This is a genomic window from Kitasatospora phosalacinea (assembly GCF_000716545.1).
In the GTDB taxonomy this organism is placed as follows: domain Bacteria; phylum Actinomycetota; class Actinomycetes; order Streptomycetales; family Streptomycetaceae; genus Kitasatospora; species Kitasatospora phosalacinea.
On sequence record NZ_JNWZ01000032.1, the window covers coordinates 35439 to 57383 of the forward strand.

Annotated in this window: 23 protein-coding genes; 10 read left to right on the forward strand and 13 right to left on the reverse strand. The window is 74.3% G+C overall.

Annotated features, from left to right (window positions below):
* Positions 1–59: 59 nt before the first annotated feature.
* Positions 60–887: a hypothetical protein gene (locus OO48_RS17625; RefSeq protein WP_051732252.1), complete on the reverse strand. Its 828-nt coding sequence runs from the start codon at positions 885–887 to the stop codon at positions 60–62.
* A 230-nt stretch (positions 888–1117) separates the two neighbouring features.
* Here OO48_RS17625 and OO48_RS17630 point away from each other — a divergent pair, with 230 nt between their 5' ends.
* From OO48_RS17630 to OO48_RS17655, 6 genes are all read left to right on the forward strand, one after another.
* Positions 1118–1783, forward strand: a complete 666-nt coding sequence (locus OO48_RS17630) for an ATP-binding protein (protein ID WP_033217298.1) — start codon at positions 1118–1120, stop codon at positions 1781–1783.
* A gap of 135 nt (positions 1784–1918) precedes the next feature.
* The gene (locus OO48_RS17635; protein WP_033217300.1) at positions 1919–3157 is read left to right on the forward strand and encodes an MFS transporter; all 1239 of its coding nucleotides are present in this window, start codon (positions 1919–1921) and stop codon (positions 3155–3157) included.
* 114 nt (positions 3158–3271) lie between these two features.
* Entirely contained in the window at positions 3272–3661 is a 390-nt protein-coding gene (locus OO48_RS17640) for a YciI family protein (RefSeq protein ID WP_033217348.1), read from the forward strand.
* A gap of 109 nt (positions 3662–3770) precedes the next feature.
* The gene (locus OO48_RS17645) at positions 3771–4004 is read left to right on the forward strand and encodes a hypothetical protein (RefSeq protein ID WP_033217349.1); all 234 of its coding nucleotides are present in this window, start codon (positions 3771–3773) and stop codon (positions 4002–4004) included.
* A gap of 58 nt (positions 4005–4062) precedes the next feature.
* Positions 4063–4686: a TetR/AcrR family transcriptional regulator gene (locus OO48_RS17650; RefSeq protein ID WP_033217302.1), complete on the forward strand. Its 624-nt coding sequence runs from the start codon at positions 4063–4065 to the stop codon at positions 4684–4686.
* An 89-nt stretch (positions 4687–4775) separates the two neighbouring features.
* Complete coding sequence (locus OO48_RS17655; RefSeq protein ID WP_081952193.1) at positions 4776–5696, forward strand: alpha/beta hydrolase; 921 nt, start codon at positions 4776–4778, stop codon at positions 5694–5696.
* A gap of 81 nt (positions 5697–5777) precedes the next feature.
* On the opposite strand, the gene OO48_RS17660 is transcribed toward OO48_RS17655, so the two are convergent.
* Positions 5778–6014, reverse strand: coding sequence for a DUF5302 domain-containing protein (locus OO48_RS17660; protein WP_033217304.1), 237 nt, complete (start codon positions 6012–6014; stop codon positions 5778–5780).
* Positions 6015–6198: 184 nt separating this feature from the next.
* Complete coding sequence (locus OO48_RS40695) at positions 6199–6330, reverse strand: hypothetical protein (RefSeq protein ID WP_280842423.1); 132 nt, start codon at positions 6328–6330, stop codon at positions 6199–6201.
* A gap of 168 nt (positions 6331–6498) precedes the next feature.
* Between OO48_RS40695 and OO48_RS17665 the strand changes: the two genes are divergently transcribed.
* On the forward strand, positions 6499–7320 hold the full coding sequence (locus tag OO48_RS17665) for a hypothetical protein (protein WP_033217306.1): 822 nt from the start codon (positions 6499–6501) through the stop codon (positions 7318–7320).
* A gap of 20 nt (positions 7321–7340) precedes the next feature.
* Here OO48_RS17665 and OO48_RS17670 read toward each other — a convergent pair whose 3' ends face one another.
* Positions 7341–7898 carry a maltokinase N-terminal cap-like domain-containing protein gene (locus OO48_RS17670; protein ID WP_033217308.1) on the reverse strand — a complete coding sequence of 186 codons (558 nt, stop codon included), beginning with the start codon at positions 7896–7898 and terminating at the stop codon, positions 7341–7343.
* 95 nt (positions 7899–7993) lie between these two features.
* Between OO48_RS17670 and OO48_RS17675 the strand changes: the two genes are divergently transcribed.
* Entirely contained in the window at positions 7994–8872 is an 879-nt protein-coding gene (locus OO48_RS17675) for a hypothetical protein (RefSeq protein ID WP_033217310.1), read from the forward strand.
* Positions 8873–8981: 109 nt separating this feature from the next.
* Here the strand turns inward: OO48_RS17675 and OO48_RS17680 are convergent, their stop codons facing one another.
* The 6 genes from OO48_RS17680 to OO48_RS17705 all read right to left on the reverse strand — a co-directional run bounded on the left by OO48_RS17680 (position 8982) and on the right by OO48_RS17705 (position 14426).
* The gene (locus OO48_RS17680; RefSeq protein WP_033217312.1) at positions 8982–10157 is read right to left on the reverse strand and encodes a hypothetical protein; all 1176 of its coding nucleotides are present in this window, start codon (positions 10155–10157) and stop codon (positions 8982–8984) included.
* A 152-nt stretch (positions 10158–10309) separates the two neighbouring features.
* Positions 10310–11200: a hypothetical protein gene (locus OO48_RS17685; RefSeq protein ID WP_033217313.1), complete on the reverse strand. Its 891-nt coding sequence runs from the start codon at positions 11198–11200 to the stop codon at positions 10310–10312.
* Positions 11201–11242: 42 nt separating this feature from the next.
* Positions 11243–11746 carry a SigE family RNA polymerase sigma factor gene (locus OO48_RS17690; protein ID WP_033217315.1) on the reverse strand — a complete coding sequence of 168 codons (504 nt, stop codon included), beginning with the start codon at positions 11744–11746 and terminating at the stop codon, positions 11243–11245.
* A gap of 143 nt (positions 11747–11889) precedes the next feature.
* Complete coding sequence (locus OO48_RS39280) at positions 11890–12486, reverse strand: excalibur calcium-binding domain-containing protein (RefSeq protein WP_245194692.1); 597 nt, start codon at positions 12484–12486, stop codon at positions 11890–11892.
* Positions 12487–12843: 357 nt separating this feature from the next.
* Entirely contained in the window at positions 12844–13803 is a 960-nt protein-coding gene (locus tag OO48_RS17700; RefSeq protein ID WP_033217316.1) for a pirin family protein, read from the reverse strand.
* A 134-nt stretch (positions 13804–13937) separates the two neighbouring features.
* Positions 13938–14426, reverse strand: a complete 489-nt coding sequence (locus tag OO48_RS17705; protein ID WP_033217318.1) for an SseB family protein — start codon at positions 14424–14426, stop codon at positions 13938–13940.
* Positions 14427–14640: 214 nt separating this feature from the next.
* Here OO48_RS17705 and OO48_RS17710 point away from each other — a divergent pair, with 214 nt between their 5' ends.
* Positions 14641–16470: an acyl-CoA dehydrogenase gene (locus OO48_RS17710; protein WP_033217320.1), complete on the forward strand. Its 1830-nt coding sequence runs from the start codon at positions 14641–14643 to the stop codon at positions 16468–16470.
* Between the two features lie 251 nt (positions 16471–16721).
* Positions 16722–18023: a M18 family aminopeptidase gene (locus OO48_RS17715; RefSeq protein ID WP_033217323.1), complete on the forward strand. Its 1302-nt coding sequence runs from the start codon at positions 16722–16724 to the stop codon at positions 18021–18023.
* A 43-nt stretch (positions 18024–18066) separates the two neighbouring features.
* Here OO48_RS17715 and OO48_RS17720 read toward each other — a convergent pair whose 3' ends face one another.
* From OO48_RS17720 to OO48_RS17730, 3 genes are all read right to left on the reverse strand, one after another.
* Positions 18067–19887, reverse strand: coding sequence for an NHL domain-containing thioredoxin family protein (locus OO48_RS17720; protein WP_033217325.1), 1821 nt, complete (start codon positions 19885–19887; stop codon positions 18067–18069).
* Positions 19888–20113: 226 nt separating this feature from the next.
* Positions 20114–20965 carry a hypothetical protein gene (locus OO48_RS35230; protein WP_157845479.1) on the reverse strand — a complete coding sequence of 284 codons (852 nt, stop codon included), beginning with the start codon at positions 20963–20965 and terminating at the stop codon, positions 20114–20116.
* Between the two features lie 91 nt (positions 20966–21056).
* A complete protein-coding gene (locus tag OO48_RS17730; RefSeq protein WP_033217327.1) occupies positions 21057–21935 on the reverse strand; it encodes a hypothetical protein in 879 nt (292 codons plus the stop codon).
* Positions 21936–21945: the final 10 nt, after the last annotated feature.

A 21945-nucleotide genomic window follows, 5' to 3' on the forward strand; every position in this document is an offset into this window, starting at 1 on the left:
CTCACGTCGCGGGCACGGCGGCAGCGGTGCGCGCCCGGCCCCGGTCTCCCCGGGCCCGATCAGCGCGCGAACGCCGCCGCGGGCGGACCCCGGCGCAGCACGCAGTGCCGCAGCGCCGCCGCCACCGGCAGCGGCCAGTCCTCCGCCCGCCCGCCCGGCCCCGGCGCGGCCGGGCGCCCGGTGCCCAGCAGCAGCGCCGTCAGCAGCGCCACCGCGGTGCGCAGCGGGGCCGCCCACCCACGGGCGGTCAGCGCCGCCGTCCGCACCAGCCGCCACAGCGCGGCCTCGCCGCGCCGCAGCCACCAGCCCGCGACCAGCGCCGCCGCCAGGTGGCCCAGCAGCATGCCGGGGGTGAGCCCCAGCCAGCCGGACGCGTGCGGCACCGCGGACGCGACCACCGCCCGCGGGTCCAGGCCCGCCGCGCTCACCACCTGCTCCGGCGTGGTGTCCAGCGGGACGACGGTCAGCCCGTTGCCCGGGTTGTCGTCGCACAGCAGTCGGCCCGCGAGCACCGCCAGCGGGTCCGTGGAACCGGTTCCGGCCATCTGCGCGTGCGCCATCGGCGCACCGCCGGCCAGTCCGCCGCCGAGCAGGTGGAACAGCAGGTGCAGCCCCAACTGCCCGGCGCCCAGCGCGGCCGCGATGGCCGCCAGCGAGCGCTCCCGCCCGCCGACCAGGGCCGCCGCCGCGCACACCGCCAGGAAGCCCAGCAGCAGCACGTCCGGCGCCACCGCGCCACCCGCCCGCGCGTGCCCGAAGGCCGCCACCAGCGTGCACACCAGCGCGAACGGCACCGCCCGCAGCAGCCGCAGGTCCCAGGCCGCCACCGGCACCCGGCGCGCGGGCACGGCGGCGCCCCGGCGGGCGGCGGCGGTGGGGTCAGTCATGGCCGGGCCATCATCTCACCGCCTACACCCCGTCCCGGGGCAGGGGCGGCAACCCGCCCCGAATGGCGAGAAACCGTCCGGCGCACTCACCCGTCCGCGCGCTGATCGGCACACCCGACGGGACCAGTCCATCCGCCGAACGGGCGGCCTTGGCTCGTGCGGACGGTTCGCCGCGCGCGGGCGAGGAGATAGCTAGTTGTATGTGGAGCCGCAGCCAGGAGGGATCTCCCGTGGAAATCTGGTGGACTCTGCACCTCAAGCGCGACCCGGCCAGCGTGCCGCTCGCCCGCCGCATCCTGCTCGGCGCCATGGACTCCGCCGGAGTCGACCCGCAGGTCGCCTTCGACCTCGGCCTCGCCCTCACCGAGGCCTGCGCCAACGCCGTCGAGCACGCCGCGCCCGCCCACGCCGGGGACACCTTCCAGGTCACCGCCTCGCGCAGCGGCGACCTGCTGCGGATCGAGGTCGCCAACGCCGGCCCGGCCACCGCCCTCGCCCTCTCCGGGATCCCCGCCGTCCCCGCCGTCGAGCGCCCCGCCCCGCGTCCGGCCGCGCCGCGCCGCCCGCCCGCCGAGCGGCCCGCCCCGCGCTGCCGCACCCGCCGCGGCCGGGCCTCCGTCCCGGCCCGGGTGCTCGCCGCCCGCCGCCCCGCCGCGGACCGCCCCGCCCCGTACGACACCCACGTGCTGCCCGCGCTGCCGCGCCCCGTCCTGTCGGGCCCGGCCGCCGACGCGGTGCCCGACCTGGACGCCGAGTGCGGTCGCGGCCTGTTCCTGATCCACGCCCTGGCCGACCGCGTCCAGCTCCGCACCCACCCGCTGCGCGGCGCCACCGTCAGCTTCGACAAGCTGCTCACCCCGGGCCCCGCCGCGGCCCTGCTGCGCACCGCCTCCTGAACGGCCGGGGCCCGCCCGTCCGTGCCCCGATCCCGCTGCGCCCCGCTGCGCCCCGGTGCGTCTCACGGTCCGGAATTCGCTGGCGGAGCGTCCCGGACCCCCGGTTAAGGTCTAGACCTGCCACCGGAGGGGACCATGACCACCACCGTTGCGGAGCCTGCCTCCGCGTCCCGTCGCGCGCTGTCCCGGATGGGCGACGCCCTGCAGGGGCGGGACTTCCGCATCTGGTTCTACGGCCAGCTGACGTCCGCGTCCGGGGCGCTCGCCCAGGGCGTCGCGACGTCCTGGCTGATCCTCGAACTCACCCACGACGCCGTCTGGTTGACCGTCCAGACGGCCTGCGCCTGGGGCCCGACGCTGATCCTCGGCCCGTGGGCCGGCGCGCTGGTCGACCGTTCGGACCGGCGCCGCCTGCTGATGGTCACCCAGAGCCTGATGATGGCCGTCGGCGTGGCCCTGGCGGTGACCGCCGCCTCCGGCGGGATCCACCTGTGGGTGCTGCTGGCGCTCTCCACCTGCACCGGGCTGATCACCACCGTCGACTCCCCGGCCCGCCAGGTCTTCGTGGTCGACCTGGTCGGCGCCGGAGCGGTGGCCAGCGCCGTCGGCCTCTGGGAGGTCGCGCTCAACGCCTCCCGGGTGATCGGCCCCAGCATCGCCGGTGCGCTGCTCGCCACCAACGGCCCCGCGTTCTGCTTCGCCTTCAACGCGCTCGCCTACACCGCCCCGATGATCGCCCTGGTCAAGCTCCGCCCGGCCGGCGGCGGCCCGCGCCGCGAACCGGCCCGCGGCCCGAAGGCGAGCGCCCGCGAGGGGCTCTCCTACGCCTGGCGCTCACCGCTCATCCGCGGGCTGCTGCCGATGTCCGCCGCCAGCGGCCTGATCTTCGCGATGGGACTCACCCTCCCGCCGCTGGTCAGCTACGCCCTGCACCGCGGCGGCGGCGGGTACGGCCTGCTGATGGCCGCCTTCGGCGTCGGCGGCCTGCCCGGCGCCCTGTTCGCCGCCGCCGCGCCCGAGCCCACCCCGCGCCGGGTGCGCACCCTGGCCCTGGCCACCTCGGTCGCGATCCTGGCCACCGCGCTCTCGCCGAACATCCACGTCGCCGTGGTCGGCCTGGCCGCCGTCGGCCTCACCTCGATCTGGTTCATCGCCACCGCCAACACCCTGGCCCAGCTGCGCTCCGCCCCCGAGCTGCGCGGCCGGGTGATGTCCCTGTGGGGCAGCGCGATGACCGGCACCCTCCCGCTCACCGGCCTCGCCGTCACCTTCGTCTCCCAGCACGTCGACGCCCGGACCGGCTTCTCCCTCTCCGGCGCCGCCCTGCTCCTCGCCACCCTGGCCGCCTGGCGCGCCCTGCGCCCGAACGTCTGACCCGCCGGGCCCGCCGGGATGTCGAGAACGCCCTCCCGGCTCCGACCCGGGTGCGGAAGAACGGCCGGCCGGCCGTCCCCCCCCGTACCCGCGAGGAGCCCCGCCGTGACGTACATGCTGCAGATGCACTTCAGCCAGGCCGACACCCGCGTCCCGCCGATCCCCACCTGGAGCCCCGAGGCCACCGCCGTCCACGTCGCGCACATGCGCCGGGCGGTGGCCGACCTGACCGCCACCGGCGAACTGGTCGAGGCCCGCGGCCTGGCCATGCCCGACACCGCCCGCATCGTCCGCTCCACTGACGGGGCCCCCGGCGTCACCGGCGGCCCGTTCCCGGACGGCAAGGAGTTCCTGTTCGGCTGGTGGCTGGTCGACTGCGCGGACGAGGCGCGGGCGGTCGAGATCGCCGCGCGGCTCTCCGCCACGCCCGGGCACGACGGGAAGCCGATGAACATGCCGATCGAGATCCGGGAGCTGATGTCGGAGCCCCCGGCGGCGCGGTGACGCGGGGCGGTGCGGCGGGGCGGTGACGGCGCGTCGCCGGTGACGGAGCACCGGCCTGCGCCCCCCGCGCGAATTGCCGGGTCCGCCCGGGCGGCGGACCATGGTGATCATGATTCACCAGATGCGCGCCGAGACCGACCCGACCGGCGCCACGGACTCCGTGGTCAGCTGGCACATCGTCCGCGGTGCGAACCTCATCGCGCTGTGCGGCCGGGAGCTGTCCGCCGCCGCGCCCCTCCAGGACGCCACGCGCTGGACGGTCGACCCCGACCACAACTGCCACACCTGCGGGGCGCTCTTCCTGCGCGAGACCCCGTACCTGCCGGACGAGCACACCGGCTGAGGGCCGCTGCGGCGTACTCTGGCGGGTGTCCCGACCCGTTCCGCCGGAGGTGTTCCCCGTGGTCATCGACTCCGCCACCGACGGCCGGGTCCAGCGCGGCAACGAGACCCGGCGGGCGGTGCTCGGCCGGGCCGTGCAGGTCGCCTCGGTCGAGGGGCTGGGCGCGCTGTCGATCGGGCGGCTGGCGACGGACCTGGGGCTGAGCAAGAGCGGCGTGTTCGCGGGCTTCGGTTCGAAGGAGGAACTGCAGTTGGCGACCGTCCGGGCGGCCCGGCGGATCTTCTACGACCGGGTGGTGACCCCGGCGCTGGAGCGCCCCGAGGGGGCGGCCCGGCTGCTGGCGCTGTGCGAGTACTGGTTCGACTACTCGCGGGGCCGGGTCTTCGAGGGCGGCTGCTTCTTCTACTCGGTGACGGCCGAGTTCGACGCCCAGCCCGGCCCGGTGCGGGACGCGCTGGCGCAGTCGGCGCTGGAGTGGGAGGCCCTGGTGGTCGACCTGGCCCGGGCGGCCGGGGCGGCCGGCGAGCTGCCGGCTGGCACCGACCCGGAGGAGCTGGCCATGCTGCTGACCAGCCTGATGGACGGCGCCAACAGCCTCGCGGTGCTGCACGACGACCCGTCCCGCTACGACCGGACGATGCGGGTGGTCCGTCGGCTGCTCGGTTTCCCCCCGCCGGCCTGACCGGGCGCCGCCCGCACCCTGGGTCCGTGCCCGTCGGCGTCTTCTCCTCGCCCTAAAATTGCACGAACGGTCGTGCTAATATCTCGCCCATGGCAGCTACCGCTCTCGTGCGCACCGCGCTGAACGCCACCTCCCGCGTCGCCACCGCCCCGCCGGGGCGGGTGGCCTTCGAGCTCTTCCGGCACCCGGTGCGCCGCAGCCGGGTCCGTCCCGCCGAACGCGAAGTGCACGACCGCGCGACCACCGGGGAGCTGGTGGTGAACGGCAAGCGGGTGCGGGTCTACCGGTGGGGCGACGGCGCGCGGCCGGTGCTGCTGGTGCACGGCTGGCGGTCCCGGGCATCCCGGTTCGTCCCGTACGTGCAGGGGCTGCTGGACCTCGGGATGAGCCCGGTGGCCTTCGACGCGCCCGCCCACGGCGACTCCGGGGGCCGGAGCGTCACGATCCTGGAGTACCGCGAGCTGATCGGCCGGCTCTCCGAGCGGCACGGCCCGTTCGAGGCCGCCGTCGCGCACTCCTTCGGGGCCTGCTGCACGCTCCTCGCGATGGCCGAGGGGGTGCCGGTGGGGCGGCTGGTCTCGGTCGCGGGGCTCGCCGAATTCGGTTACCTGGTCGAGGCGTTCACGGCCGTCACGGGCCTGAACGAGCGCCTGGAACGGGACTTGGTGCGCCGGATCGAGCAGCGCCTGCTGCCGGGCGCCGGGGACATCTGGCGGCGCTTCGACGCCACCCACCGCCCGGAGCTGGTCACCGCGCCGATCCTGGCGGTGCACGACGAGGACGACGACGTCGTCCCGTACCGCCAGTCGCAGCTGCTGCGCGCGGCGTACGGCGAGGAGCAGCTGCGGCTGATCACCACCCGGGGGCTCGGCCACCGCCGGGTGCTGTCCGAGCCGACGGTGGTCGACAACGTGCTGGCCTTCCTGTCCGAGCCGCTGCCGGTCCCGGCGCCGGTCGCGACCCCGCTGCCCGTGCCGGCCCCGACCGCCCCCGCGGCCCCGGCGGCCTGACGGCGCGGCGGGAACGCCGGACGGCCGGCCCCGCGCGACGTGGCGCGGGACCGGCCGTCCGGGGTGGGGCCGGGCGGGTGCTCAGCCGCCGCTCTTGCGGCGGAAGGTGCGCTTGCCGCCGGCCGCGCCGTGGGTGCCGTGGATCTTCGAGTCGCTGCCGGGGCCGCCGTTCGAGTTCCGGTTCCCGCCGCCCTTGCGCTGCAGCGCGGCCAGGAACTTGGCCTTCTGGTCGTCCGGGGCGGCGGCCTCGGTGCCGGCGTCGGCGTCGGTGGTGGCGTCCGGCGCGGGCTCGGCGTTCGGGGCGGTGTCGCTGCTCATTGGGGACCTCCTGGACGGGAAGCTGGTGTGCTGGAGCACACCCTCCCATGTCGACCGGGTGTGGTGTCAGCCGATATCGCCGTCAGCGGACCCCGGCGCGCCGCGACCGGCCGCCTCCCGGGCGCTGATCGGCTGCCGCCCGACCGTCGCCCGAACGGCGCCCGGCCGTGCGGTGCGGGGCCGGTCAGCCCTGCTGGGCCGTGCCGTGCGGGTGCTGCCGGTCGTCGCGGTACTGCAGGCCGCCCATCATGAACAGCAGGGTGAGGATCGGGAAGCCGATCGAGGCGATCACCAGTACGAAGAACTGCCAGACCATGGGGCGCTCCTGTCGCGGACGTCGGGCGTGGGAGGGGGAGCTCGGGGAAGGGGTGTAGTCGATTGCCAGACTTTGACCCATTATGTCCGATTGTCGATGGGTCACCCCAGCGAGGGAACGCGGTCGTCCCTCTGTTCGGGGCCGGGCGGCGGCCGCAGACTGGTGGGCATGCGGGTAGAGCTGGCAGTGGACGCGCGCCGCCCCGACCGGGCCAATGAGGACTTCGTGGTCGCCACCCCGGAGGCGCTCGTCCTCCTGGACGGCTCCAGCGCACCGGACTCCCTGCGGTCCGGCTGCACCCACGGCATCGCCTGGTACGTGCGCCGCCTCGGCGTCCACCTGCTGACCAGGCTCACCGACCGGCTCGACCGCCCGATCGCCGACTGCCTGGCCGACGCGATAGCCGAGACCGCCGCGCTGCACGGCGGCGCCTGCGACCTGGCGAACCCGGCCACGCCCGCCGCCATGGTGGTCGCCGCCCGGCTGCGCGAGGACGCCCTGGAGTACCTGGTGCTCGGCGACTCCCTGCTGGTGCTGCACCTCAAGGACGGCCCGCCCCGGGTGATCGGTGACAACCAGCGCTTCCCCGGCGGCGAGGTGCTGCGCCGGCAGATCTGGTCGACCGTCCCGGGCAGCGCCGAGCGCGCCGCGCTCCACCTGCGGTACGCGGTCGCCGTCCGGGCCGCCCGCAACACCGGCCACGGCCCGTGGATCGCCGCCGCCACCCCGCACGCCGCCGCGCACGCCGAGACCGGCGCCGTCGCCCGGGCCGACCTGCACGGCGTGGCCGCCCTCTCCGACGGCGCCGCCCGCTACACCGACCGCCTGGAGCTGGGCAGTTGGGCCGACGCCGTCCGGCTGCTCGCGGAGGCGGGCCCGGCCGAGCTGATCGCCCAGGTCCGGGCTGCGGAGCGCACCGACGCCGCCTGCCGGCGCTGGCCCCGCGGCAAGGCGCACGACGACGCGGCCGCGCTCTACGCCCGTCTCTGACGACCCGTCGGCCCGGCTCCTCAGCCCCGGCCGTCCGCCACGAACACCGCCCGCCGCGCCGTCCCGTCCGGAGCGGTGTACCCGGCCACCACCTCGCCCGGTGCGGGCTCCCCGGCGGGGTCGACGGGCACCAGCACCCGGCGCAGCACCGGTTCGGCCCCGCCCGCCACCGGCGCCACCGCCACGCCGTCGTCGGCCGTGTCGCTCTCGGACTGCCGCTGCGGCACCGCCTCCCCGCGCAGCAGCCGCGCCAACTGCTCGCGCACCACCGGGTCCTGGGCGCCGTCGTAGAACCAGCGCGTCCCCAGCACCCCGTGCTCGGCCGTCCCGATCAGCGCCCCTTCCGGCGCTCCCTCCAGCGGCGCGCCCCGGTAGGCCATCGGCACCAGGTAGGCGTCCCGGTCGTCCGTCACCACCAGCAGCTCGATGCCCACCTCGCCCTCCGGGTCGTCCAGCCGGAACCCGCCCGCCCGGGCCAACTCCCCGCCGCCGGGCCGGAACCAGCCCTGTTCCGGCAGCCATTTCGCCAGCAGCTCCAGCTTGCCCGGTTCGATCGTGGTGTGGTGGATCGTCGCCATTGCCGCTCTCCCGGTCCGTCGGTTCGCAATGCCCCCAGCCTACGAACCCGGGCCGGTAGCGTGGTGCGCGGAACGGGAACGCGGGGAGGACGGTCGTGGGCATCAGGCGGGTCGGCGAGGAGGCCGGACGGCGGGCCGGGGCGGCGCTCGGGTCGGTGTCGGGCGCCGTGACGGGGGCGGTCTCGGGCGCGGTGGCCTCGGCCCGGGCCAAGGCCGGGTCGGACTGGGCGCGGCGGGCACTGGAGACCCACCCGAAGCCGGAGGTGCCGCCGACGGAGGACTGGGAGGTCTCGCTCGCGGGGCTGGTCGGCCGGCTGCCGCACGTCCCGGGCCCGGCGGTGCGGCTGCTGCACCTGCTGGACGGGCTCGGCCAGGTCGCGGTCGGGCCCGACGAGGTCGGCTTCGACGGGGAGTCCGTCGCCTGGGACAAGGTGCTGGAGATCCGCTGCCACAGCACCGTCGACCTGCTGCCGGACGTGGTGGTCGAGCGCGAGGTGGACCGGATCCGCGAGTTCCTGCCGCCCGTCCCCGGCCGCAAGTGGCTGGTCACCAAGGCCGCCGAGGCGCTGCTCACCGTCGCCCTGGCCGCGACCGCCGCCGCCGAGCGGCAGGAGCGCTCGCTGCCCTGCGAGATCGTCGCGAAGAACCTGATCGGCCGTCCGAAGAACCTGGCCGGCGGCCTGTTCGCGGCCTCCGCGCTCACCCTGGTCCCGGAGGCGGGTGACGCGCTCCTCGCCGTCGCCCGGGAACGCGGCATCCCGGTCACCGTCGTCGACGACCCGATGACCGGCCTGCACGCCGAACGCGCCGCCCAACTCCGCGGCGCCACCGACCGGCTCACCGAGGCGCTGCGCCGCCTGCGGGCCGCCGACCCCGGCCCCGGGGCCGAGTCCGGGTCGGACAAGGCCGCAGCGGGCGCCGCCGTGCTCGCCGAACTCGACCTGCCGCCCGGCCCGGAGCCGCTGCGGGGCTGACCGGGCCGGGCGTCGACCCGCCCGCGCCGTCCGCGGTCCGGCCGTCCTCGTGCCCGTCCGCCTCCTCCCGGGGGCGCCGTCCGAGTTGCCCCCGGCGGGGGCCACCGGTTCAGCGGGTCACGGAGAAGGGCAGTTCCACGGGCACGTCGCCCGTGCCGGCGAGGTCGGTGCCGACGACGGTCAGCCGGCCCTCGACGCTCACGAGGCCGCTGGGGCGGCGCCCGCCGGAGGCGGTGCCCTGCGGGACGTCCAGCGGTTCCCAGCCGTGCCGGGTCAGCTGGGCGCCGGTCGGCCGGTAGACGCCGTCGACGAGCGCGGTTCCGACGACGGCCACCCCGCCCGGGGTGCGGACGAGGCCGTAGAGCCGTCCCGCGTCGATGCCGGTCTCCTGGTACGTCCAGCGGTGGCCGTCGTAGTGGGCGACGATCGGCTTGTCCTGGTGGGACGGGCCGATCTCGGCGCCCGCCGCCCAGATGTCGTTCGGGCCCGCCGCGACCAGGCGGGTGAGCTCGCCGGAGCGGGAGTCCGGTTCCGGCGTGGCGGCCTCGGTCCAGGCGTGGCCGTCGTAGTGCAGCAGCAGCGGGCGCGTCCAGCCGTCCTCGGTGCCGACGTTGCCGGAGGCCCAGACGTCGGAGGGGCCGTTGGCGACCACGGCGGAGAGCGTCCAGTAGTCGGTGCCGAGGTCGGGGGTCGGCACCTGCTGCCAGGACTCGCCGTCCCAGTGGTCGATCACGCCGTAGAAGGTCAGGTAGTCGTCCGGCTGGTAGTAGCCGACCGCCCACACGTCGTCCGGGCCGCCGGCCGCCGCGAACCCGTTCAGCCCGCCGCCCATGGCGTGGTCGGGCAGCGGTGCGTCCTGCACCTGCCAGTGCCCGGCGCGGTACCGGCCGGTCGCGACGCTGCCGCCCTGCCGGCTGCCGGTCACCCAGGTGCTGCCGGAGCCGTCCGGGACGGCGGTCGACGCGCGCAGGCCCTCCGGGAGGGCGAACTCGCGCCAGGGGCCCTCGGAGCCGTCCCGGGTGAAGGCCACCGGCGACACGGTGGTCTCCCGGCCCTGCCCGCTCCGTCGGCTGCCGACCGCCAAGGTGGTGTGGCCGCCGATCTTGGCCGCGCTGCTGATGCCGGCGTTCCCGGCGGGGAAGGCGTCCGTCGTCCAGGCCCGGGCGTCCGGGGTGCGGACCGCCCGGACGCTCGGCGGTGCCACGGACCGGGCGTTCGCGGGGGTGGCCGCGGCCAGCAGGGCGGCGGCCAGCAGCAGGGTGGTCGTGGTGGTGCGGTGCTTCATCGGTCTCTCCTCCGTCGGGTCCCGCAGGGCGCGGGTCCGTTGAGACATGTGCATGACATGGAAGTGGTGCGGACCGTCGGCCGGGAACGGGTGCCGAGATCGGGGGCCGGCACCCGCTCCGGCTCGACCGCCCGGACGGCCGGTGCGGTGCCCTACTGCTCGTACGCGGTGGAGTGGACCTGGGCCGCCTCCACCGGGTGGAGGTCGCCCTCGTCGAGCAGCGCCACGACCCGGGGCTGCTCGGCGAAGGCGACGATCTGATCGACCGTCAGCGGTGACGAGGCCGGGCCGCCGGCCCCTCGCGAGTACGGGTTGACGCTCAGGTCCACGTCGCTGTTGCCGAGCCGGAAGCTCACGCTGGTCGAGGTCCGCCCGTCGCCGTCCAGCGCCGCCCAGGTGATGGCCGTGACGCTGTCGGTCAGCTGGATCCGCTTGCAGGTCGAGCTCTTCACCTGCACCTCCTGCCCGATCGGGCTGTTCGAGCAGGATCCGTCCGGCGCGCCCGAGTCGACGTGGGGGCGCACCGAGAACCGCAGCAGGAGGTCGCCCTGCGCGGTCTTCCCCAGGTAGTCGGAGACGTGGTCGCTGAGCAGGCTGACCTCGCCGATCTCCGCCGGCAGCAGGTCCTGCAGCACGGCGGCGCTCCGCTGCCGGAAGTCCTCGATCCGCAGCCGCTCCGCCTCCGGGACCGCCGGGGCGGACTGCGAGGGGTCGGGGGACGCGGTCGGGGCGACCGTCGTGGTGGGGAAGACCCGCGGACTCGCGCCCGCCCCCGCGGCCATCTGCAACGGCGCCGGCCCCGTGCCGCCGCTCCCGCTCGCGGGGGCGGGGAGGAAGGCCAACCCCGTCGCGGCCAGCGCCGCCGTGCACACCGCCGCCCCGCCGATCGCCAGCCGCGACCGCAGCCGCCGCCGGCGCCCCTCCCGCACCGCCCTGGCCGTCAGCCCGACCGGCTCGGCCAGGGCGTCGGTGATCCGGCTCATCTCGCCCCTGACGAAGAGCGCCCCGGACGTCTGCTCCTGGTCGTGCTCCTGCTCCTGCACGTCAAAGCTCCTTCATTCTCGGTGTCTTGGTGCCCGGGTGTCTCAGACGGACGCGTAGGGGCTGGACTCGCCCAACTGCTCGCGGAGCCTGGCCAGTGCGCGCGAGCACTGGCTCTTGACGGTGCCGGGGCTGCAGCCGAGCAGGTCGGCGACGGTCTCCACGCTCAGGTCCTCCCAGTACCGCAGGACCACCATCGCCCTTGCCCGACCCGGCAGTTCGGCCAGCGCGTCCATCAGCGTCACCCGCAGGTCGGTGTCCTCGCCGGGCGAGGTCTCGGGCCGCGAGGCCAGCAGCCCGAACCGCCGGGCCACCGCCCGCCTGCGCTGCTCGCCCAGGAACGTCCGGGTCAGCACCGTCTTGGCGTAGGCGTCGAGGTGTTCCATCCGCGAGACCCGCCGCCAGTGCGCGAACAGCTTGGCCAGCGTCGTCTGGGTGAGGTCCTCGGCCCGGTGGGTGTCCCCGCACAGCAGGTACGCCGTCCGGTACAGCCGGCGCTCGCTCCCCGCCGCGTACTCCTCGAAGCTCAACTCGTCGTGTCCGCGCATCCGTTCCCCCGCCCCTCCGGCCACCCGCCCCTGTCAACCGTTCTCAATGCGCGAGCCCCCGGGGAGGTTGAGCCCGGACGCGGAAAAGCCCGTACCCGCCGCTCCACAGCCGGCAGGTACGGGCCTCTCGCCGCTCAGGGGGACTACTTCTCGCAGGCCACCCCGTCACCGTCCCGGTCGAGCGCCGAACGGTACCCAGGCTCCCCCCGGTGCAGCGGCGCGGCCCCGGCCGCCTTCGCCTCCGTGCAGTTCTTGTAGTACGCCGCCGCCTGCTCGGTGGTCCGGGCCGGCTCGGGCTCGGCCGCCGGGGGCGGCGTGGTGGGCGCCTGCGCCTGCGGAGTCGGCGTCGGCGTCGGGGTCGGCTCCGGAGTCGGAGTCGGAGTCGGGCTGGGCGTCGGATCCGGCGTGGGCGTGGGCGTGGGGCTCGGCGTCGGAGTGGGCGTCGGCTCCGGCGCGGGGCTGTCGCTCGCCACCGGGCCCGGCGAGGCGGTGGTGGCCGCCGGGGCGGGCACGGGTTCGGTGCCCCTCTTCTCCGACCCGAACATCATCGCGAGCCAGACGAACGACATCACCGCGCACCACACCACCAGCAGCACCTTCACCCCCCGGTGCAGCCGCCGCGAACGCCACGCCATCACCCCGGCCACCGGCGGCAGGAAGACCAGCAGCGCGATCCGCGCCACCCGGTTCCCCGTCGTCCGCTGCTCCGGCATGGTCGATGGCGCCTGGTACGGGTTCACAGGTGTGTCCCTCGGGTGGTCGGATGTGAATGAGGCGTGATCATCCTCGATCCCCACCGCGTCCCCGCGCCCGCGTTCACCGGAGCCGTGACCGAACCGGAAGCAAACCGTCCACGAGCGGCCCTCCGGGACCGGCACCTCGGCCTGTCGCTCGGCGGCGGGCCGGTCGTGGTGGTCCCGTCCGCCGATCACCGGCGGACCGGGGTCAAGAGCCCGACCGCGCCGAGGAGTTCGGCCGCCCCGTCGCGGCCTGGGACGGCCCGCCGGGGCGGGGTGGCGGGGGCTTGAACGGCCGAAGCCCGCACGGCCCGCCGGGGGTGCGGGGTGCGGGCTTCGGGTCGACCGGCGGACAGTCGGTCAGTTGGCGTCGGCCGGGACGGTGCCGAGCCGGCCGGCCTGGAAGTCCTCCATGGCCTGCTGGAGTTCGCGGTGGCTGTTCATCACGAACGGGCCGTACCAGGCGATGGGCTCGCGGATGGGGAGGCCGCCGAGGAGGACGAACTCGAAGGTGGCCGAGCGGGAGTCCTGCTTCTCGTCGGCGCGGATGGTGAGGCTGTCGCCGTCGCCGAAGACCACGGCCTGGCCGGTGCGGAAGGGGCGGCGCTCCTCGCCGGCGGAGCCGCTGCCGGCGAGGCCGTAGGCGAGGGCGTTGAAGTCGGGGCGCCAGGGGAGGGTGAGCTGGGCGCCGGGGGTGAGGGAGACGTGGGTCATGGTGATGGGGGTGTGGGTGGCGCCGGGGCCCTGGTGGCCGTCGATCTCGCCGGCGATGACGCGGATCAGGGCGCCGCCGTCCGCGGAGGTGAGCAGCTTGACGCTGCCGCCGCGGATGTCCTGGTACTTCGGGGTGATCATCTTGTCCGAGGCGGGCAGGTTGACCCAGAGCTGGAGGCCGTGGAACAGGCCGCCGGACATGACCAGGGACTCGGGCGGGGTCTCGATGTGCAGCAGGCCCGAGCCCGCCGTCATCCACTGGGTGTCGCCGTCGGTGATGACGCCGCCGCCGCCGTGCGAGTCACGGTGGATGAAGGTGCCGTCGATGATGTAGGTGACCGTCTCGAAGCCGCGGTGCGGGTGCCAGGGGGTGCCCTTGGGCTCGCCGGCCTCGTAGTCGACCTCGCCCATCTGGTCCATCATGATGAACGGGTCGAGGAACTTGGTGTTGATCTTCGCGAAGGCGCGGCGGACGGGGAAGCCCTCGCCCTCGTAGCCCTCGGGGGCGGTGGCCACGGTGAGGACCGGACGGGCGGTGCTGTGCGCCGGGTCGGGGGTGGTGACACGGGGCAGGGTCAACGGGTTCTCGACGGTCACGGCGGGCATGTCGGCCTCCTTCGGGGTCTGTGGCCTACGTCCACCACAGTAGTTCAATTCTCAACCACTCGCAAGGTTGAACGTTGAACTACATGGACGCATTCCCGCCCGGACGGAGAGCCGAGGGTGGAGGGGGGAGGGGGTCAGCCGTACATGCGGCGCATGGTGAAGTCCACCATCTGCTCGACCGCGCGGGCGTCGAAGACCATCCGGTGCTCGCCCTCCATGTCGAGGGCGAAGCCGTACCCGGTGGGCAGCAGGTCGAGGATCTCGGCGCCGGTCACCGAGAAGTGCTTGGAGTCCTTGCCCGCGTACCGCTTCAGCTCCTTGAGCGAGCTGAACATCGGGATCACCGGGGTCGGGGTGTTGTGCAGGGCCAGGAAGCCGGGCCGGTCGCCGCGCGGGCAGTACACCTTGGAGGTGATGAAGATGGCCTGGAAGTCCTCCACCGGCATCGCGCCGGTGGTGAAGGCGCGCACCGCGTCCGCCAGCGAGGGCGGCGAGGGCTCGGGGTAGAGCGACTGCTGGGCGGCCTGCGGGTCGCCGTACCCGGGGCCGGGCATGCCGGACATCCCCTGCTGCATCTGCTGCTGGTAGGGGTCCTGGTAGGCGCTCTGCTCGTAGCCGTACACGGGGACAAGGCTATCGGGCCCGCGCCCCGCTTGGGGGCGGGTGATCCGCACAATCCCGGGCGGGGCGCCATTGTGGGACGTGACCACGTTCATACCCCGGTCGCGTCAGGGGGCTTGAACAAGTTACCAACGGGTAGCATCATGGGGCGTACTGGTGGGTAAGCGGTGCGCCGGAATCGGCCGCCCGTGGAGCAGACGAACCGGAGAAACGGTCATGGGTCACTACAAGTCCAACCTGCGGGACGTGGAGTTCAACCTCTTCGAGGTGTTCGGCCGCGACCAGGTGTACGGCACCGGTCCGTTCGCCGAGATGGACGTCGACACCGCGAAGAACATCCTCAGCGAGATCGCCCGGCTGGCCGAGAACGACCTCGCCGCCTCGTTCGTCGACGCCGACCGCAACCCGCCGGTGTTCGACCCGGAGACCAACACCGCTCCGCTCCCGGAGACCTTCAAGAAGAGCTACCAGACCTTCATGGACGCCGAGTGGTGGCGCCTGGGCATCCCGGAGGGCATCGGCGGCCAGGTCACCCCGAACTCCCTGGTCTGGGCGTACGCGGAGCAGGTGCTCGGCTCGAACCCGGCGATCTGGATGTACTCCTCCGGCCCGGCCTTCGCCGGCGTCGTCTACGACGAGGGCACCGAGGAGCAGCAGAAGGTCGCCCAGCGCATGGTCGAGCGGCTGTGGGGCGCCACCATGGTGCTGACCGAGCCGGACGCGGGCTCCGACGTGGGCGCCGGCCGCACCAAGGCGGTCAAGCAGGAGGACGGCTCCTGGCACATCGAGGGCGTCAAGCGCTTCATCACCTCGGGCGAGCACGACATGTCCGAGAACATCATCCACCTGGTGCTGGCCCGCCCCGAGGGCGGCAAGCCGGGCACCAAGGGCCTGGGCCTGTACATCGTGCCGAAGTTCGACTTCGACTGGGAGACCGGCGAGCTCGGCGAGCGCAACGGCGTCTACGCCACCAACGTCGAGCACAAGATGGGCCTCAAGGCGTCCAACACCTGCGAGATGACCTTCGGTGCCAAGCACCCGGCCAAGGGCTGGCTGCTCGGCGAGACCGTCGACGGCATCCGCCAGATGTTCAAGATCATCGAGTTCGCCCGGATGATGGTCGGCACGAAGGCCATCGCCACCCTGTCCACCGGCTACCTGAACGCGCTGGAGTACGCCAAGGAGCGCGTGCAGGGCGCCGACATCTCGCAGTTCATGGACAAGACCGCGCCGCGCGTCACCATCACCCACCACCCCGACGTGCGCCGCTCGCTGCTGACCCAGAAGGCGTACGCCGAGGGCATGCGCGCCCTCGTGCTGTTCACCGCCTCGGTGCAGGACGACATGCTGGCCGCCCGCCTGCGCGGCGAGCACGACGCCGCCGCCGAGCGCCTGAACGACCTGCTGCTGCCGATCGTCAAGGGCTACGGCTCGGAGAAGTCCTACGAGCAGCTCGCCCAGTCGCTGCAGACCTTCGGCGGCTCCGGCTACCTGCAGGAGTACCCGATCGAGCAGTACATCCGGGACGCCAAGATCGACACCCTGTACGAGGGCACCACCGCCATCCAGGGCCAGGACTTCTTCTTCCGCAAGATCGTCAAGGACGGCGGCCAGGCGCTGACCGCCGTCAACGAGCAGATCACCAAGTTCCTGGCCACCGGCGAGGGCGGCGCCGAGCTGGCCGCCGAGCGCGACCTGCTGGCCAAGGCCGCCGGCGACCTGGAGGCCATCGTCGGCAAGCTGATCGCCGACCTGACGGCGGTCGAGCAGGACGTCAAGAACATGTACAAGGTGGGCCAGAACACCACCCGCCTGCTGATGGTCTCCGGCGACGTGGTGGTCGGCTGGCTGCTGCTGCGCCAGGCCGCCGTCGCGCTCGCCAAGCTGGAGGCGGGCGCTTCCGGGAAGGACGTCGCGTTCTACCGGGGCAAGGTCGCCGCCGCCAAGCACTTCGCCCGCACCGTGCTGCCGACCACCGCCGCGCAGCGCCAGATCGCCGAGAACATCGACAACGAGCTGATGGAGCTGGCCGAAGAGGCGTTCTGATCCGGTCGACCCGGCGCGCCCACCACAGGACCGCCTGACCCACCCTCACCCCGCGGGGCCCGGTACTGCACCGGGCCCCGCGGCGTCGTTCCGGCCGGTGCCGAGGGGCCCGGTGCCGCGTCGTGTCGCGCTGCGTTCACTGTTGTGTCACCGTTGCGGACTTCCCGAGGCCCTGTCCGTGTACGGGCATATGCTCAGGGGGCGGACCCGCAACCCCACCAGGCCCGTCCCGTCCTCTACCCAGGAGCAAAATGTCGACCGCCGCCCGCAGGGCCCACTTCGACCGGAAGCACACGGACGACCTCGTCGCCTTCCTGGCCGCCTCCCCCTCCCCGTACCACGCGGTGGCGAGCGCGGCCGAGCGACTGGAGCGGGTCGGCTTCCGCCGGGTCAGCGAGACGGACGCCTGGGACGGCGGCAGCGGCGGCCGCTACCTGGTGCGCGGCGGCGCCCTGATCGCCTGGTACGTGCCGGAGAACGCGACGGCCGCGACCCCGTACCGGGTGGTCGGCACCCACACCGACTCGCCGAACCTGCGGGTCAAGCCGGTGCCCGACACCAGCTCGGCCGGCTGGCGGCAGGTCGCCGTGGAGATCTACGGCGGCGTCCCGCTGAACACCTGGCTCGACCGGGACCTGGGGCTCTCCGGCCGGCTCGCGCTGCGCGACGGCACCACCCGGCTGGTGCACCTGGACGAGCCGCTGCTGCGCGTCCCGCAACTGGCCATCCACCTCGACCGCGGGGTCAACGACGGCCTCAAGCTCGACCGCCAGCGCCACCTGACGCCGATCTGGGGAATCGGCGGCACCACCGAGGGCGCCCTGCTGGAGTACGTCGCCGAGAAGGCCGGGCTGGCCGCCGCCGACATCGCCGGCTGGGACTTGATGGCGCACGACGTGCAGCCGCCCGCCTACCTGGGCCGCGACCGCGAACTGCTGGCCGGGCCCCGGCTGGACAACCAGCTCTCCGTGCACGCCGCCACCGCCGCGCTGGCCGCCGTCGCCGAGGCCGGCGGCGAACTGCCGTACATCCCGGTGCTGGCCGCCTTCGACCACGAGGAGACCGGCAGCGAGTCCGACACCGGCGCGCAGAGCCCGCTGCTGGGCAACGTGCTGGAGCGCTCCTGCCACGCCCGCGGCGGCACCCTGGAGGACCGCGCCCGGGCGCTGGCCGGCACCGTCTGCCTCTCCTCCGACATGGGCCACGCCGTCCACCCCAACTACAGCGAGCGGCACGAGCCCGGCCACCACCCGATGCCCAACGGCGGCCCGATCCTCAAGGTCAACGTCAACAACCGGTACGCCACCGACGGCGTCGGCCGGGCGGTGTTCGCCGCCGCCTGCGAGAAGGCCGGCGTGCCGTGGCAGTCCTTCGTCTCCAACAACGCGATGCCCTGCGGCACCACGATCGGCCCGATCACCGCGGCCCGGCTCGGCATCACCACGGTGGACTGCGGCATCGCCGCGCTGTCCATGCACTCCGCCCGCGAGCTGTGCGGCGCGGAGGACCCGCACTACCTGGCGAGCGCGATCAAGGCCTTCCTGGAGGGCTGAGGCCCGACGGGGTGCGGGCCCCCGGCCCGCACCCCGCGCCCGGTCACTCCATCCCGGCCAGCACCAGCGGCAGCCGGCTCGCGCCGCCCGCCACCAGCTTCACCGGCACGCCCCAGTCCTGCTGGTGCACGTGGCAGGCCGGGTACTCGATCTCCGGGTCGTCGTCGCAGGACGCCGCCATCGCCGAGACGTGCAGCACGCCCTCCGCGACCTCGTCCGAGAGCACCAGCTCGCGGCTGAGCGCGCTGTCCGCGCCCGCGCCGGACACCAGCAGCTCCGGCGGCGTCGCGCTGACCAGCAGCCGGGTGGACGGGCCGTAGCGCTCGTCGAGCTTCTGGCCGGTCGGCGCGGAGAACACCACGTCCAGCCGCAGCGCGCCCGGGGCGACCTCGGTCGCGGCCCGCCGCGTGCGGTGCGCGACCGCCTCCACCCGGACGGCCTCCTCGGGCAGCCGCAGCCTGGTCAGCCGGTGCCGGGCCGACTCCACCACCACGATGTCGCCGTCCACCACCACCGCGCCGGACGGCTCGCGCAGGTCGGTGGCCAGCGTGGTGACCTCGCCGGACGCCGGGTCGTAGCGGCGCAGCGCGTGGTTGTAGGTGTCGCTGACGGCCACCGAGCCGTCGGGCAGCACCGTCACGCCCAGCGGGTGCTGCAGCAGGGCCTGCTCGGCGGCGCCGTCCCGGTGCCCGAAGTCGAACAGGCCGGTGCCGACGGCGGTGCGCACCTCGTGGGTTCCACGTGAAACCCAGCGCAGCGCGGAGGTCTCCGCGTCGGCCACCCACAGCCGCCCGCCGTCGGCGGACACCGCGAGACCGGACGGCTGGGCGAACCAGGCCTCGCCGGCCGGGCCGTCCACCAGGCCCTCGTTGGTGGTGCCCGCCGCGACCCCGACCGTCCCGCCCGCCGGGTCGAAGGACCACAGCTGGTGCACGCCCGCCATCGCGATCCACACCCGGCCGTCGAAGAACGCCACGTCCCACGGCGAGGACAGGTCCACCTCGCGGGCCGCCCCGGCGGTCGGCGTACCCTGCCACCACTGCCGGCCGGTGCCGGCCAGCGTGGTCACCGAGCCGTCGGCGAGCCGCACCCCGCGCAGCGCGTGGTTCACGGTGTCGGCCACCACCACGTCGTAGTCCAGGCCGAGGCCCTCCGGCACCAGCGCCAGGCCCTGCGGCTCGCTGAACCGCGGCTCGGCGCCGTCCACCAGCCCGCGCACGCCGTCACCGATCCGCCGCACCACGCGCTCGCCGTCCTCGGCCAGCTCCACCAGCGAGTGGTGCCCCGAGTCCGCGACCAGGTAGTGGCCGTCCGGCAGCCGCACCGCCTTCCCCGGGAACCGCAGGTCACCGGCGCGCGGCTCGGGCGCCACGTACGGCCCGTCGCCGCGCCGCAGCGTCCCCTTCGCGGCGTGTTCGGCCTCCAGCTCCTCCACCAGCTTGGCGATCGCGTGCGCGTGCCCCTCCCCGGCGTGCTGGGCGACCACGTACCCCTCCGGGTCGATCACCACCAGCGTCGGCCAGGCCCGCACCGCGTACTGCTTCCACGTCACCAGCTCCGGATCGTCCAGCACCGGGTGGTGCACCTCGTACCGGGCCACCGCGTCGACCACCGCCCGGTGGTCGGCCTCGTGGACGAACTTCGGCGAGTGCACGCCGACGATCACCACGGTGTCCCGGTGCCGCTCCTCCAGCTCCCGGAGTTCGTCCAGGACGTGGAGGCAGTTGATGCAGCAGAAGGTCCAGAAGTCCGCGATCACGATCTTGCCGCGGAAATCCGCCAGGGACAGGTCCTTGCCCCCGGTGTTCAGCCATCCGCCCTTGCCCACCAGTTCGGGGGCGCGGACACGCGCACGAGAAGTCATGCCACCATCCAACCCCACCGTTCGGACCGGGATTCCGGGGGAGGCCCAACGAGGAGCGCCGGCTACCTGCGGACGGGCACCGACCGGGAAGGGGCGGGCACCGCGCGAGCCTGGTACTGGTCGTCGGGGCTGCGCCGCCTGACGGCCGGCGGCCCGGCGGCCGGGGCGGAGGTGCGGGAAGGGGCCCGGACGCGGGTGCGTCCGGGCCCCGGGCGGGGGCCGGTGGCTACCAGTTGCCCCAGGTGCCGGTGGACCAGACGGCCTGGTCGGAGCCGTTGTAGACCACGAAGTTGCCGTCGTCCTGGACCACGGCGTGGGTGCCCGGGCCGCCCTTGACGGGGGTGCCCCAGATGGTCTGGCCGTTGTCGACGGCGTACATGACGATGGCGGCCACGTTGGACGTGGTCTCGACGAAGGCGATGGACTTCGGACGGTTGGCGGTGTGGGTGGACCACAGGGCGGCCCCGTCGCTCTTGCGGTAGAGGACGACGTTGCCGTCCTGCTGGTTGAGCAGCCACACCGAGTTCGACTTCAGCCACGTCCCGGTCGCCAGGCCGCGGCTGGAGTTGAACATGCCGGCCGGGTTGGGGCCGCCGTAGCCGACGGCCACCGAGACGCCGGTCTTGGTCTCCCAGAGCCCGCGGCCCTGCGCGGTGACGAGCGACACCTGGCCGTCCCACATGGTCAGGTAGGCGCCGGGGTTGTTCCAGCTGCTGGTGCTCCAGACGGCGTTGGCCTGGGTGTCGCCGCCCTGGCGGTAGACGACCAGGTTGCCGTCGTCCTGCATGGCGAGGTGGGCGCCCGGGTTGTTGTAGGTGCCCGAGGACCAGACGGCGGGGCCGCGACGGCCGGAGGTGTTGACCAGGTAGAGGACGAGGTTGCCGTCGTCCTGCATGACGAGCTGGGACTCGCCGCTCTGCAGGTACTGGCCGGCGGTCAGCGCCGAGCCGCCGCGCAGCTGGACGGAGGTCGGGTTCGAGGGCGAGTCGGCGCCGGCCTGGACGGCGGGGGCGGCCAGGGCGATGGCGGCCGCGCCGAGCAGGACGGCGGTGGCGCGCTTGAAGACTGTCTTCCGCATGTGGCGGAACCCCTCCCGGGTCATGGGTGCACGGTGTTGTGCGCGCACAACTTACTCATCCGCCGGGACGTCCCTCCGAGGGGGCCGGCGGTTACCAGTTGCCCCAGGTGCCGGTGGACCAGACGGCCTGGTCGGAGCCGTTGTAGGCGACGAAGTTGCCGTCGTCCTGGACCACGGCGTAGGTGCCGGGGCCGCCCTTGGCCGGGGTGGACCAGACGGTCGTCCCGTCCTTGGTGGACCACGTGGTCAGGGCGCCCCTGGACGAGGTGTCCGAGACGTACAGGACGGTCGGCGGGCGGTTGGCGGTGTGGCTGGACCACAGGGCGGCACCGTCGCGCTTGCGGTAGAGGACGAGGTTGCCGTCCTGCTGGTTGACCAGCCACACCGAGTTGGACTTCAGCCACATTCCGGCGGTCATGGTGCGGCCGCCGGCCCTGATGACGTCGTCGCGGCTCGGGCCGCTGTCGGTGCTGCCCGTCCTGCAGACGCCGGTGCGGTTGTCCCAGATGATGTGGTTGTCGCTGCTGTTCAGCTTCAGCTCACCGTCGAAGAACATCGCCCAGGCGCCGGTGTGGTTCCAGGTTCCGGTGCTCCAGAGGACGTTGGCCTGGGTGTCGCCGCCCTGACGGTAGAGGACGAGGTTGCCGTCGGTCTGCATGACCAGGTGGGCGCCCCAGTTGTTGTAGGTGCCGGTGCTCCAGACGGCGGGGCCGCGCTGGCCCGCGTCGTTGACCAGGTAGAGCACCAGGTTGCCGTCGTCCTGCATGACGAGCCGGGTGTCGCCGCTCCGCAAGTCGTGACCGGCCGTCAGCTGCGCGCCGCTGTCCAGCCGGATGACCTCCGGGAGTTCCGCGTCGGCGGAGGCAGGGGCGGCCGGGGCGGCCAGGGCGATGGCCGCCGCGCCGAGCAGGACGGCGGTGGCGCGTTTGAAGGCTGTCTTCCGCAGGTGGCGGAACCCCTCCCGGGTCATGGGCGCACGG